The sequence below is a fragment of the Glycomyces amatae genome, from assembly GCF_020991375.1.
GTDB lineage: Bacteria > Actinomycetota > Actinomycetes > Mycobacteriales > Micromonosporaceae > Glycomyces > Glycomyces amatae.
Genome location: NZ_JAJLQZ010000022.1, coordinates 1 through 11,828 on the forward strand (window position 1 = coordinate 1; position 11,828 = coordinate 11,828).

The window sequence follows — 11,828 nt, forward strand, 5'->3', positions numbered from 1 at the left end:
CTCAGGGAGAACGGAGGAGACTGTTCGGAAGTCGTTGTCGACATGGAGCACTATCGAGCCGTGGTGGACCGCTGTCGCGCAGACGAGCAGATCGACCACGCCTGCACTGCGATGTTGACCCAGCTGCGTCAATGTATATTGCGCTGTCTCGGACCACGCCCACGCCTTTTTCGGAACCGGGCTCAGCGGGAACAGCAGGTCCAGCCGTTCGGATAGAAGATCGCGTTCGCGCGGGCTCTTCGCGGAGTAGAGCAGCTCGATCCTGGTCGGCTCACACGACCGCATTTGGCCCGAGTGGATTACGTTCTCCCAGCGTTCGAACACCTCAGGGTGCTTGTAGAGGAACCAGTAGGCGGAACTGTCGATCAGGTAGCTCATCTGGTCAGGCAGTCTGCTCGATTCCCGGCTCGGGTTCTTCGAATGCGGCCTTCCACGCCTTCTTCGCAGCCCAGTGCGCTTGTTCCGCGGTGTCGAAATCGCCTCTTGCGCCCATCTCTGCCAGCTCCTCAGATGCCTTGATTCGCTTGAGGCGCAACACGTACTCTTCGAGAGCTCGGTTGACGGTCTCCTTCTTCGTCTTGGTGCCCATCAGGTTCATGGCTTCGGCCAGTGTTTCGTCGTCGATGTCGACCTGCGTAAGCGACATTTGTTCTCCCTGTAATATCCATAGATGGTGGATATCATCATGATACCTGAGCAGAGGCGCTGGTCGCGACCCTTGCGATCGGCCCATGGGCGCGGTCGAGATTCCGGAAATACCCGAAGCGGTGTACAAGAAGCTGCGCTGGAGCCGCAGCGGAGCGGATGAGCCTTGAAGAGCACTTGCGGCGCATGGTGGTCGAGGAGGCCGCGGCACTTGCCGCAGCCTCGGATCAGGCGACCGGCTCCTTCTCCACGATCCGGTCGCCCTCGCGCTCGCCGTGGATCTCGTAGTGCAGCACCTGCACGCCCTCGACCAGCGGCTCGCGCCGCCGCAGGCTGAACGGCACCGCCATCACCGCGACCACCAGCACCCCGGCGCCCAGCATGTGCAGCCCCACCAGCAGCACCGGCAGGTCCAGGTAGTACTGCACGTACCCGACGACCCCCTGCGCCAGCTCCACCGCCAGCAGCACGTACGCCGTCCGCTTCGCCCTCGCGGGAGCCTTCACCGCGTGCAGCGCCGCGATCAGCGCGATCGTCATCCCCAGCAGCAGCCACACCAGGTCCGCGTGCAGCTGCGACATCAGCGCCGGGTCCAGGCCGTTGCGCGGCGTGTCCGCGTCGCCCGCGTGCGGGCCCGAGCCGGTCACGATCACGCCGAGCACGATCACCGCGCCCCCCACGGCCACCAGCCACCGGCTCAGCAGCGCCACCGCGCGCGGCACCAGCGGCACCACGGCCCCGTCCGCCTCGCCCGCGCGCACGTACAGCGCCACCGACAGCGCGACCAGCGGGATCGAGGCCAGGAAGTGCAGCCCCACCACCCACGGGTTCAGGTTCGTCCACACCGTGATCCCGCCGATGACCGCCTGCACGGGCACGTACAGCATCCCGAGCACCGCGAGCCTCACCAGCGACCTGCGCCGCGGGACGCGCAGCCACGCCGCGACCAGCGCGCCCAGCGCGATCGCCACGAGCGCGAACGTCAGGACCCGGTTCCCGAACTCGATCACCCCGTATATCCCCATCTCGGGGGTCGTGACCAGGGAGTCCTCGGTGCACTTGGGCCATTCGGGGCAGCCCAGGCCGGACTCGGTCAGGCGCACCGCGCCACCGGTCACGATGATGCCGACGTTCGCGACGATGCTGGCGAACGCCCACCGTCGAATCGCCTTCGGCTGGGCGAACCACCGCTGCAAGAGCTTCACCCGGCGAACTTATCCCTGAGCGCTCGCAACGCTCTTCCCCGGGTGGCCAGGTGTGGGCCGCGCCTTGTGCGGCGTGTGAGGTTAGGCAAACCTGCGTGCCCTGTCTCACCGCGAGGCGTCTCGACGGCTCGGAACGAATTAAGTAACATTTATCTTGTGGAAATGGTGACGAGGGCGACCAGCCACTCGACGGACGGGGACACCCGCCGCCGGGTGACGCGGCTGCTGCTCGAACGCGGCCACGCCACGGCCGCCGACCTCGCGCAGGACCTCGGCATCACCGCCACCGCCACCCGCCGCCATCTCGACGCGATGGAGGCCGAAGGCCAGGTCGAGACCCGCGTGGTCAAGACCGCCGGCCGCGGACGGCCCGCCAGGAGCTACCAGCTCACGCCCGCCGCCCGCACCACCTTCGGCCACACCTACGACGACCTCGCGATGGAGGCGCTGCGCTGGATCCGCCGCTTCGAAGGCGAGGACGCCGTCGGCGGCTTCGCCGCCGAGCAGGTCGCGCGCCTGGAGGCCCGCTGCCGGGCCGCCCTCGACGCGGTCGACTCGGACGAGCCGATGGCCCGCGCCCAGGCGCTGGCCACCGCCATGTCGAGCGAGGGCTACGCCGCCACGGCGTCGGTCATCGCCTCCGGCGGGCAGATCTGCCAGCACCACTGCCCGGTGGCGGGCGTGGCCGCGGAGTTCCCGCAGCTGTGCGAGGCGGAGACGCGGGTGATCAGCCGCCTGCTGGGCGTCCACGTCCAGCGGCTGGCCACGATCGCCAACGGGGACGGGGTGTGCACCACCCACGTGCCCGGCACGAAGCGCGGCCGCAGCGCCGCGGGCGCCGACGGGGGAAGCGGACCGGTGCCGCTGCCCGACCCCGAACGCGCGGACCGATAACCCGACAGGTCAAAGGTGAGACTTGAGATGACCGACACGCAGAAGACCGAGCCGCTGAGCCAGGAGGAGGCGCTCGCCTCCCTGGAGCGGTACGAGTACGGCTGGGCCGACCCGGACATCGCCGGCGCGAACGCCCAGCGCGGCCTGACCGAGGCGGTCGTCCGCGGCATCTCCGCGCGCAAGGGCGAACCCGAGTGGATGCTCGACCTGCGCCTCAAGGGCCTCAAGCTCTTCGGCCGCAAGCCCATGCCCAACTGGGGCGCGGACCTGACGGGCATCGACTTCGACAACATCAAGTACTACGTCGAGGCCTCCGAGAAGCAGGCCGAGTCCTGGGAGGACCTCCCCGAGGACATCAAGAAGACCTACGACAAGCTGGGCATCCCCGAGGCCGAGCGGCAGCAGCTCGTCTCCGGCGTCGCCGCCCAGTACGAGTCCACCGTCCTCTACCACTCCATCCGCGAGGACCTGGAGGAGCAGGGCGTGGTCTTCATGGACACCGACACCGGCCTCAAGGAGCACCCCGAGCTCTTCAAGGAGTACTTCGGCTCGGTGATCCCCGTCGGCGACAACAAGTTCGCCGCGCTCAACACCTCCGTGTGGTCCGGCGGCTCGTTCATCTACGTCCCCAAGGGCGTCCACGTCGAGATCCCGCTCCAGGCCTACTTCCGGATCAACACCGAGAACATGGGCCAGTTCGAGCGCACGCTCATCATCGCCGACGAGGGCTCGTTCGTGCACTACATCGAGGGCTGCACCGCCCCCGTGTACTCCTCGGACTCGCTCCACTCCGCGGTCGTGGAGATCATCGTCAAGAAGGACGCCCGCGTCCGCTACACGACCATCCAGAACTGGTCGTCCAACGTCTACAACCTGGTCACCAAGCGCGCCATCGCCGAGCAGGGCGCCACCATGGAGTGGGTCGACGGCAACCTCGGCTCCAAGGTCACCATGAAGTACCCGGCCGTGGTCATGGTCGGCGAGCACGCCAAGGGCGAGGTCCTGTCGGTCGCCATGGCCGGCGAGGGCCAGCACCAGGACACCGGCGCGAAGATGACCCACGCCGCGCCGCACACCTCCTCGACGATCGTCTCCAAGTCGATCTCCCGGGGCGGCGGCCGCACCTCCTACCGCGGCCTGGTCAAGGTCGACGAGGGCTCGCACCACTCCAAGTCCACCGTCAAGTGCGACGCGCTCCTGGTCGACACCGTCTCGCGCTCCGACACGTACCCGTACGTCGACATCCGCGAGGACGACGTCGACATGGGCCACGAGGCCACGGTCTCCAAGATCGGCGAGGACCAGATGTTCTACCTCATGAGCCGGGGCCTCACCGAGGACGAGGCGGCGGCCATGATCGTGCGCGGCTTCATCGAGCCCATCGCCAAGGAGCTCCCGATGGAGTACGCCCTGGAGCTCAACCGACTCATCGAGCTGCAAATGGAAGGCGCGGTCGGGTAAGCGACCGGGACCAGGACTAGGAACCAGAGACTTCATGAGCATCGAATTGGCGACTTCGCCGAAGCCGCACACCCACGGCAAGGGCGAGGTGCCCCCCAAGACCAAGTCGCAGCTGCTGCGCTCGTTCGAGCCCGCCGACTTCCCGGCCCTCACCGGCCGCGAGGAGGACTGGCGCTTCACGCCGATCAAGCGCCTCGCCGGACTCGACTCGGACGAGACCGCCCCGGCGGCCCGCGCCGCCGAGTACGCGATCCGCAGCCTGCCCGAGGGGGTCACCGCCGAGGCCGTCGGCAAGGACGACGAGCGCCTGGGCTCCATCCTCACGCCCTTCGACCGGCCCAGCGCCGTCGCCTGGGCCAAGAGCGAGAAGGCCCTCCTCGTCGCCGTCGCCCCCGAGGTGCAGGTGTCCGAACCGGTCTGGATCGACGTCACCGGCGGCGGCCTCGACGGCGCCACCTGGGCCCACACGTTCATCGACGTCGGCCGCCACGCCGACGTCACCCTGATCGTGCGCCACACCGGCCAGGCCCGCCTCGGCGACAACGTCGAGATCTCGGTCGGCGACGGCGCGCACCTGCGCCTGGTCGTCGTCGCCGAATGGGACCGCGAGTCCACGCACGTGGAGCACCAGAAGGCCCGCCTCGGCACCGACGCCAGGCTCGACCACATCGCCGTCACGCTCGGCGGCGACCTGGTCCGCCAGTACCTGTCGATCGACTACGCCGGCCGCGGCGGCTCCGTGGACGCCTACGGCCTCTACTTCGCCGACGCCGGGCAGCACCTGGAGCAGCGCCAGCTCGTGGACCACTCCGTCCCCGACTGCCGCTCCAACGTGAACTACCGCGGCGCCCTCCAGGGCGCGACCGCGCACACCGTCTGGGTCGGCGACGTCCTCATCCAGGACGTGGCCACCGGCACCGACACGTACGAGATCAACCGCAACCTCGTCCTCTCCGACGGCGCCCGCGCCGACTCGGTCCCCAACCTGGAGATCGAGACCGGCGAGATCGCCGGCGCCGGCCACGCCTCGGCGACCGGCCGCTTCGACGAGGAGCACCTGTTCTACCTCCAGTCGCGGGGCATCCCCGAACCGGAGGCCCGCCGCCTGGTCGTCAAGGGCTTCTTCAACGAGGTCCTCCAGAAGCTCCCCGACGAGGGCCTGCGCGAGGAGCTCACCGAGCTCGTCGTCGCCCGCCTCGACTCGGGGGCCTTCGTCGCCCCTGCCGAGGCGGGTGCCACAGCATGAGTGAAACCGCGACCGACGCCGACTTCCTGCGCGTCTGCGCGCTCGACGACCTGCCGGAGGCCGAGCCCGTCGCGGCCGACATCCACGGCACGTCGATCGTGCTCGTGCGCCGCGGCGACGAGGTGTTCGCCCTCTACGACGAGTGCTCCCACGCCGCCGTGGCGCTCTCCGAGGGCGACGTCGAGGACTGCTCGATCGAGTGCTGGCTGCACGGGTCGAGCTTCGACCTGCGCACCGGCAAGCCGTCCGGCCCGCCCGCCACCGTCGCGGTCCCGACCTACCCGGTCGAGCTGCGCGAGGGCGACGTCTACCTCAGCCTGAAACCCAAGACCACCGAAAACGCCTGAACGCCCGAAGGAAACAGTCATGAGCAAGCTCGAGATCCGCGACCTGCACGTCTCGGTCAACACCGAAGAGGGCGCCAAGCCGATCCTGCACGGCGTCGACCTGACCATCAACTCCGGCGAGACCCACGCCATCATGGGCCCCAACGGCTCCGGCAAGTCGACCCTCGCCTACTCGCTGGCCGGGCACCCGAAGTACGAGATCACCGGCGGCACGGTCCTCCTCGACGGCGAGGACGTCCTCGAGATGACCGTCGACGAGCGCGCCCGCGCAGGCCTGTTCCTCGCCATGCAGTACCCGGTCGAGGTCCCCGGCGTCAGCGTCTCCAACTTCCTGCGCACCGCCAAGACCGCCGTCGACGGCGAGGCCCCCAAGATCCGCACCTGGATGAAGGACCTCAAGGGCGCCATGGCCGACCTGAAGATGGACGAGGCGTTCGTCAACCGCAACGTCAACGAGGGCTTCTCCGGCGGCGAGAAGAAGCGCCACGAGATCCTCCAGATGGAGCTGCTCAAGCCCAAGTTCGCCATCCTCGACGAGACCGACTCCGGCCTCGACGTCGACGCCCTCCGCGTCGTCTCCGAGGGCATCAACCACGCCAAGGCCACCAGCGAGTCCGGCGTCCTGCTCATCACCCACTACACGCGCATCCTGCGGTACGTGAAGCCCGACTTCGTCCACGTCTTCGTCGACGGCCGCATCGCCGAGGAGGGCGGCCCCGAGCTCGCCGACAAGCTCGAAGCCGAGGGCTACGAGTCCTACGTGGGCACCAAGGCCGCCTAGCCAACAGGAAGAAGGAGCCCGTGGAGGCTGCAAGCAAGCTCGACGTCGAGTCCATCCGCGCCGACTTCCCGATCCTGCGCCGCATGATCGGGGACAAGCCGCTGGCCTACCTCGACTCGGCCGCCACTTCGCAGAAGCCCGTCCAGGTCGTCGAGGCGATGCGCCGCTTCACCGACCACTCGAACGCGAACATCTCGCGCTCGGTCCACACGCTCGGTTCCGAGGCCACCGAGGCCTACGAGGGCGCCCGTGCCAAGGTCGCGGCCTTCATCGGCGCCCCGAGCCCCGACGAGGTGGTGTTCACCAAGAACTCCACCGAGGCGATCAACCTGCTGGCCTACGCGTTCCAGAACGCCGCGTTCGACCCGTCCGCCGACCCGCGCTTCAAGCTCGGCCCCGGCGACGAGATCGTCGTGACCGAGATGGAGCACCACGCCAACCTCATCCCGTGGCAGCAGCTCGCGCTGCGCACGGGCGCGACCCTGAAGTGGATCGGCGTCACCGACCACGGCCGCCTCGACCTCGGATGCGTTCCCGAGGTCATCACCGAGCGCTGCAAGGTCGTCTCGTTCACCGCCGTGTCCAACCTGCTCGGCACCGTGAACCCGACCTCGCAGATCACCGCCCGCGCCCGCGAGGTCGGCGCCCTGGTCGGCCTCGACGCCTCCCAGTCCGTGCCGCACATCCCGGTGGACGTGACCGAGCTCGGCGTCGACTTCATCGCCTTCACCGGCCACAAGATGCTGGGGCCCACCGGCATCGGCGTCCTGTGGGCGAAGGCGGACCTGCTCGACGCGATGCCCCCGTTCCTCACGGGCGGCTCGATGATCAAGACCGTCACCATGGAGAAGACGGTCTTCGCCCCGGCACCGGCCAAGTTCGAGGCCGGGACGCCGCCGATCGCCGAGGCCGTGGGCCTCGCGGCCGCCGTCGACTACCTCGACAAGCTCGGCATGGAGAACGTGCGCAACCACGAGAAGGAGCTGGCCGGGTACATGCTCGAGCAGCTGGAGACCGTCGACGGCCTCGAGGTCGTCGGCCCCCGCGTGCCGATCGGGCGCAGCGCCACGGTCTCCTTCACCTTCGAAGGGGTCCACCCGCACGACGTCGGCCAGGTCCTCGACGCGGAGGGCATCGCCGTCCGCGTCGGCCACCACTGCGCCAAGCCCGTCTGCGACCGCTTCGGCGTCAACGCCACCACGCGCGCCTCCGGGTACGTCTACAACACCCGCGAGGAAATAGACCGGCTCGTGGAGGCGTTGGGCCAGGTGCGAAAGGTGTTCGGCTGATGAATCTCGACGAGCTGTACCAGGAAGTGATCCTGGACCACTACAAGCACCCGCGCGGCGCCGGCCTGCGCGAGCCCTTCGAGGGCGAGTCCCACCAGGTCAACCCGACCTGCGGCGACGAGATCACCCTCCGGGTCCACGTGGAGGGCGACAAGGTCGCCGACGTCTCCTACGAGAACGTCGGCTGCTCGATCTCCAAGGCCTCCGCGTCCGTGCTGTACGAGCTGGTCAACGGCTCCACGGTGGACGACGCCCTGGCCCGCCTGGCCGAGTTCACCGAGTTGATGAACTCCAAGGGCCAGGCCGAGGGCGACGAGGAGACCCTGGAGGACGCGGTCGCGTTCGCGGGCGTCTCGAAGTACCCGATGCGCGTCAAGTGCGCGCTGCTGGGCTGGATGGCGTTCAAGGACGCCCTGGTCCGCGCCTCGACCCCAGGAAGGACCGAAGCATGACCGACACGGTGAAGGCGAAGGAGGACGACGTCCTCGAGGCCATGAAGGACGTGGTCGACCCCGAGCTGGGCATCAACGTGGTCGACCTGGGCCTGATCTACGGCGTCCACGTCGACGAGCAGAACGTGGTCACCCTCGACATGACCCTGACCTCGGCGGCCTGCCCGCTGACGGACGTCATCGAGGACCAGTCCCGCTCGGCCCTGTGCTCGGGCCCGGAGGGCGGCCTCGCCGCCGACCTGAAGATCAACTGGGTGTGGATCCCGCCGTGGGGCCCCGACAAGATCACCGACGACGGCCGCGACCAGCTGCGGGCGCTCGGGTTCAACGTCTGACGAAGTCGGACTTGAACGGTGAGTGCAGTAACGTCTGACGAAGTCGGACTCGAACGGTGAGTGCAGCAACGTCTGACGAAGTCGGACTCGAACGGTGAGCGCAGCGACGTCTAAGGGCCGTCCCGCCGCAGGCGGCGGCCGGATCGTCGAGGTCGAGCCCGAGCGGCTGCCCAAGTGGGTCGCGAACTTCGCGGCCCGCAACGGGGGCATCGCCGGCCACCACGCCGAGGGCGACGCCTGGACCGTCGAATCGAACGACGGGCCGTCGGCCGGTGTCACCTGGACACTGGCCGGCGGCCTGCCGTCGGCGTGGCTCCTCGACGACGACCCCGTCAAGGCCGCCGAACGCCTCCGGGACTACGCCCTCGAACCCCGCCGCATCGCCGTCCTCCTGGTCCGCAAGGGCGCCTACTCGGTCGGCGTCGTCGAGGACGGCCGGATCCTCGCCTCCAAGACCGACACCGCCTACGTCCAAGGCAAGACGAAAGCGGGCGGCCAGTCGCAGCAGCGCTTCGCGCGCCGCCGCGACGGCCAGGCCAAGGCCGCCGAGAAGCGCGCCCGGGACGCGGCCTTCGCGGTCCTCGGCGGCGCCGCGTTCGACGCCCTGGCCACCGGCGGCCCGGTCGAGGGCGTCCTGGAGGACCCGCGCCTCGCCGAGCTGCGACCGGCCGTCCACTTCGGCGACATCGCCGAGCCGAAGGCGGCGCTCCTGACCGAGACGGCCTACCGCGCCATCGGCTTCCAGATCCGCCTGACCGACTGACTAGCCCTCCAGCGCCAGGTCCACGAGCCGCTCGGCGTGCAGCCGCGTCGAGTCGAACACCGGCACCGGGCTGTCCGTCTCGTCCACCAGCAGCGTGATCTCCGTGCAGCCGTAGACGATCCCCTCGCAGCCGCGTTCGGCCAGGTCGTTCATGACCCGCTGGTACCCCTCGCGCGAGGACTCCTCGGCGACGCCCAGCGTCAGCTCCCGGTAGATGACCTCGTGCACGAAGTCCCGGTCGATCCGCGGCGGCACCAGCACCTCCACGCCGTGCCGCGCCATCCGCTCGGTGTAGAAGGCCATCTCCATGGTGAACCGCGTGGCGAGCAGGCCCACGCGCCGCAGCCCGGTGGCGAGGATCCGCTCGGCCGTCGCGTCCACCAGGTGCACGAACGGCACCGACACGGCCGCCTCGATCCGGTCGGCCACCAGGTGCATCGTGTTGGTGCACAATCCGATCATGTCGGCCCCGGCGCCTTCCAGCGCGACGGCGGCCTCGGCCAGGCGCTTCCCGGCCGCGTCCCAGTCGCCCGCCCGCTGCATCGCCTCGATCTCGGCGAAGTCCACGGTGACCATGACGCTCGCGGCGTTGTGCTGCCCGCCGAGCCGGGCCCGGACGTGCTCGTTGACGAGCCGGTAGTACTCGGCCGAGGACTCCCAGGACATGCCGCCGATCAACCCTATGGTGCGCATCGGACCATTGTGCCCCGTACCGCGCACGCGCACAACGACATTCGCCCCGCCACTCCCGTCCGCCGCCTCACGGGGAGGTCTCGGCCCGGACCTCGCAGGCCTTCGCGTCGGGGTCCTCGACCGGGCGCTGGGTCCCGCGCAGCGTCAGGTTCGGCATGAACAGGGCCAGCGCGATGGTGACGGCCGCGATCGACGCGGCCACGAGGAACACGAGGTCGAGGCCGTCGGTGAAGGCCTGCTGGACCACGAGCCTGACCGGTTCGGGCAGGTGCGCCACCACGGTGGGCGACTCCATGACCGCCGAGAGGTCGGTCTCGCCGAAGCCCGCGGCCTGCTCGGGCGAGAGCTGCGCGACCGCGCCGGGCAGGTTCGCGGCGAGCTCGCCGTTCAGCCTGGTGGTCATGACCGCGCCGAGCACGGCGGTGCCGATCGCGCCGCCGAGGGACCGGGCGAAGTTGTTGGTGCTCGTGCCCGCGCCGAGGTCCTCGACCTTCACGATGTTCTGCATCGCCAGTACGAGCGGCTGCATGAACATGCCCATGCCGACGCCGAGCACGAGCAGGTAGATCCCGCTGAGCCACAGCGGCGTGTCGACGCGCAGCTGCGTGAACAGGGCCAGCCCGGCGGTGATCACGACCGATCCGGCGACGAGGAACCACTTGTAGCGCCCGATCCGGGAGATCACGAAGCCCGAGGACACCGAGGTGAGCACCATCCCGGCCATCATCGGGATCATGAGCAGGCCCGACGCGGTGGGGGAGTAGCCGCGCACCATCTGGAAGAACAGCGGGATGTAGACGATCCCCGAGAACATGCCGACGCCGAAGACGAGGGCGATGACGGCGGCGAGCGCGAAGGTGCCCTGCCGGAACATGCGCAGCGGCAGGATCGGCTCCTCGGCCCGCGTCTCCACGGCCAGGAACGCGGCGGTCAGGACCGCGGCCGCAGCGAACAGCCCGATGATCACGCCCGAGTCCCACGCGTAGTCGTTGCCGCCCCAGGTGACGGCCAGCAGCAGGCACACGACGGCGGGGACGAGGCAGGCCGCGCCCAGGTAGTCGATCCTGCGCCGCCTGGTCGGGAAGTGGTGGCGGCGCAGGATCTGGTCGACCGCGATCATGGCCGCGAAGCCCAGCGGCAGGTTGATGTAGAAGATCCACCGCCAGTCCACCTCGGCGAGCCAGCCGCCGAGGACCGGCCCGGCCACCGACGAGATCCCGAAGACCGCGCCGAAGAACCCCTGGTACTTGCCTCTTTCGCGCGGTGAGACGACGTCGGAGACGACGGTGAACGCCAGCGAGATGAGGCCGCCGCCGCCCAGGCCCTGGAGCCCGCGGAAGAGGATGAGCTGGAGCATGTTCTGCGAGAGCCCGGCGAGCGCGGAGGCCACCAGGAAGATGACGATGGCGGTGAGGATGACCGGCCGCCTGCCGTAGAGGTCGGAGAGCTTCCCGTACAGCGGCGTCGAGGCGGTCGTGGCGATGAGGTAGGCGGTGACGACCCACGTGTAGTCGCCCATGCCGTCGAGGTCGCCGACGATCGTGGGCAGGGCGGTGCCGACGATGGTCTGGTCGAGCGAGGCCAGGAGCATCGTGAGCATGAGCGCGCCGAAGAGCGTGTAGAGCTCCCTGCGGCTCATGTCCGCGGCGCCGGTCCGTTCGCTCATACCGCCGAGCGTATGGCCCGCCTGCGCGCAGGCGGGCCGAAACGGCGCTTA

14 protein-coding genes are annotated in these 11,828 nt (G+C 69.3%); 9 read left to right on the top strand and 5 right to left on the bottom strand.

Features of this window, described 5'->3' with window-relative positions:
* The 3 genes from LO763_RS23835 to LO763_RS23845 all read right to left on the bottom strand — a co-directional run.
* The coding region (locus LO763_RS23835) for a PIN domain nuclease (protein WP_230789848.1) at window positions 1-378 on the bottom strand (378 nt) is incomplete at its 3' end.
* A gap of 4 nt (window positions 379-382) precedes the next feature.
* Window positions 383-646, bottom strand: a complete 264-nt coding sequence (locus LO763_RS23840) for a type II toxin-antitoxin system VapB family antitoxin (RefSeq protein ID WP_230789850.1) — start codon at window positions 644-646, stop codon at window positions 383-385.
* 226 nt (window positions 647-872) lie between these two features.
* Complete coding sequence (locus LO763_RS23845; protein WP_230789853.1) at window positions 873-1,850, bottom strand: COX15/CtaA family protein; 978 nt, start codon at window positions 1,848-1,850, stop codon at window positions 873-875.
* 162 nt (window positions 1,851-2,012) lie between these two features.
* On the opposite strand from LO763_RS23845, the gene LO763_RS23850 reads away from it, so the two are divergent.
* The 9 genes from LO763_RS23850 (at window position 2,013) to LO763_RS23890 (ending at window position 9,418) form a co-directional block, all read left to right on the top strand.
* Window positions 2,013-2,744 (top strand): helix-turn-helix transcriptional regulator, encoded by a 732-nt coding sequence (locus LO763_RS23850; RefSeq protein ID WP_230789857.1) that lies wholly within the window; start codon window positions 2,013-2,015, stop codon window positions 2,742-2,744.
* Window positions 2,745-2,771: 27 nt separating this feature from the next.
* On the top strand, window positions 2,772-4,205 hold the full coding sequence (gene sufB, locus LO763_RS23855) for a Fe-S cluster assembly protein SufB (RefSeq protein WP_230789859.1): 1,434 nt from the start codon (window positions 2,772-2,774) through the stop codon (window positions 4,203-4,205).
* 34 nt (window positions 4,206-4,239) lie between these two features.
* Window positions 4,240-5,451 carry a Fe-S cluster assembly protein SufD gene (gene sufD, locus LO763_RS23860; protein ID WP_230789862.1) on the top strand — a complete coding sequence of 404 codons (1,212 nt, stop codon included), beginning with the start codon at window positions 4,240-4,242 and terminating at the stop codon, window positions 5,449-5,451.
* Complete coding sequence (locus LO763_RS23865) at window positions 5,448-5,798, top strand: non-heme iron oxygenase ferredoxin subunit (protein ID WP_230789865.1); 351 nt, start codon at window positions 5,448-5,450, stop codon at window positions 5,796-5,798. The genes sufD and LO763_RS23865 overlap by 4 nt, the downstream gene beginning before the upstream one ends.
* Before the next feature lie 19 nt (window positions 5,799-5,817).
* On the top strand, window positions 5,818-6,579 hold the full coding sequence (sufC, locus tag LO763_RS23870) for a Fe-S cluster assembly ATPase SufC (RefSeq protein WP_230789868.1): 762 nt from the start codon (window positions 5,818-5,820) through the stop codon (window positions 6,577-6,579).
* A gap of 20 nt (window positions 6,580-6,599) precedes the next feature.
* The gene (locus tag LO763_RS23875) at window positions 6,600-7,868 is read left to right on the top strand and encodes a cysteine desulfurase (RefSeq protein ID WP_230789871.1); all 1,269 of its coding nucleotides are present in this window, start codon (window positions 6,600-6,602) and stop codon (window positions 7,866-7,868) included.
* Window positions 7,868-8,320: a Fe-S cluster assembly sulfur transfer protein SufU gene (sufU, locus tag LO763_RS23880; protein ID WP_230789873.1), complete on the top strand. Its 453-nt coding sequence runs from the start codon at window positions 7,868-7,870 to the stop codon at window positions 8,318-8,320. Before LO763_RS23875 ends, sufU begins: the two co-directional genes overlap by 1 nt.
* Window positions 8,317-8,655: a metal-sulfur cluster assembly factor gene (locus tag LO763_RS23885; protein ID WP_230789876.1), complete on the top strand. Its 339-nt coding sequence runs from the start codon at window positions 8,317-8,319 to the stop codon at window positions 8,653-8,655. Before sufU ends, LO763_RS23885 begins: the two co-directional genes overlap by 4 nt.
* 94 nt (window positions 8,656-8,749) lie before the next feature.
* The gene (locus tag LO763_RS23890) at window positions 8,750-9,418 is read left to right on the top strand and encodes an acVLRF1 family peptidyl-tRNA hydrolase (RefSeq protein WP_230789879.1); all 669 of its coding nucleotides are present in this window, start codon (window positions 8,750-8,752) and stop codon (window positions 9,416-9,418) included.
* Here LO763_RS23890 and LO763_RS23895 read toward each other — a convergent pair whose 3' ends face one another.
* Together LO763_RS23895 and LO763_RS23900 are read right to left on the bottom strand one after the other, a co-directional pair.
* Complete coding sequence (locus LO763_RS23895) at window positions 9,419-10,111, bottom strand: aspartate/glutamate racemase family protein (protein WP_230789882.1); 693 nt, start codon at window positions 10,109-10,111, stop codon at window positions 9,419-9,421.
* Window positions 10,112-10,178: 67 nt separating this feature from the next.
* Window positions 10,179-11,777, bottom strand: coding sequence for an MDR family MFS transporter (locus LO763_RS23900; RefSeq protein WP_230789885.1), 1,599 nt, complete (start codon window positions 11,775-11,777; stop codon window positions 10,179-10,181).
* Between the last annotated feature and the right edge of the window lie 51 nt (window positions 11,778-11,828).

Coding starts and splice junctions, on each gene's coding strand:
- LO763_RS23840 (WP_230789850.1), bottom strand. CDS start 646: ATGTCGCTTACGCAGGTCGACATCGACGACGAAACACTGGCCGAAGCC.
- LO763_RS23850 (WP_230789857.1), top strand. CDS start 2,013: ATGGTGACGAGGGCGACCAGCCACTCGACGGACGGGGACACCCGCCGC.
- sufB (WP_230789859.1), top strand. CDS start 2,772: ATGACCGACACGCAGAAGACCGAGCCGCTGAGCCAGGAGGAGGCGCTC.
- sufD (WP_230789862.1), top strand. CDS start 4,240: ATGAGCATCGAATTGGCGACTTCGCCGAAGCCGCACACCCACGGCAAG.
- LO763_RS23865 (WP_230789865.1), top strand. CDS start 5,448: ATGAGTGAAACCGCGACCGACGCCGACTTCCTGCGCGTCTGCGCGCTC.
- sufC (WP_230789868.1), top strand. CDS start 5,818: ATGAGCAAGCTCGAGATCCGCGACCTGCACGTCTCGGTCAACACCGAA.
- sufU (WP_230789873.1), top strand. CDS start 7,868: ATGAATCTCGACGAGCTGTACCAGGAAGTGATCCTGGACCACTACAAG.
- LO763_RS23885 (WP_230789876.1), top strand. CDS start 8,317: ATGACCGACACGGTGAAGGCGAAGGAGGACGACGTCCTCGAGGCCATG.
- LO763_RS23895 (WP_230789882.1), bottom strand. CDS start 10,111: ATGCGCACCATAGGGTTGATCGGCGGCATGTCCTGGGAGTCCTCGGCC.
- LO763_RS23900 (WP_230789885.1), bottom strand. CDS start 11,777: ATGAGCGAACGGACCGGCGCCGCGGACATGAGCCGCAGGGAGCTCTAC.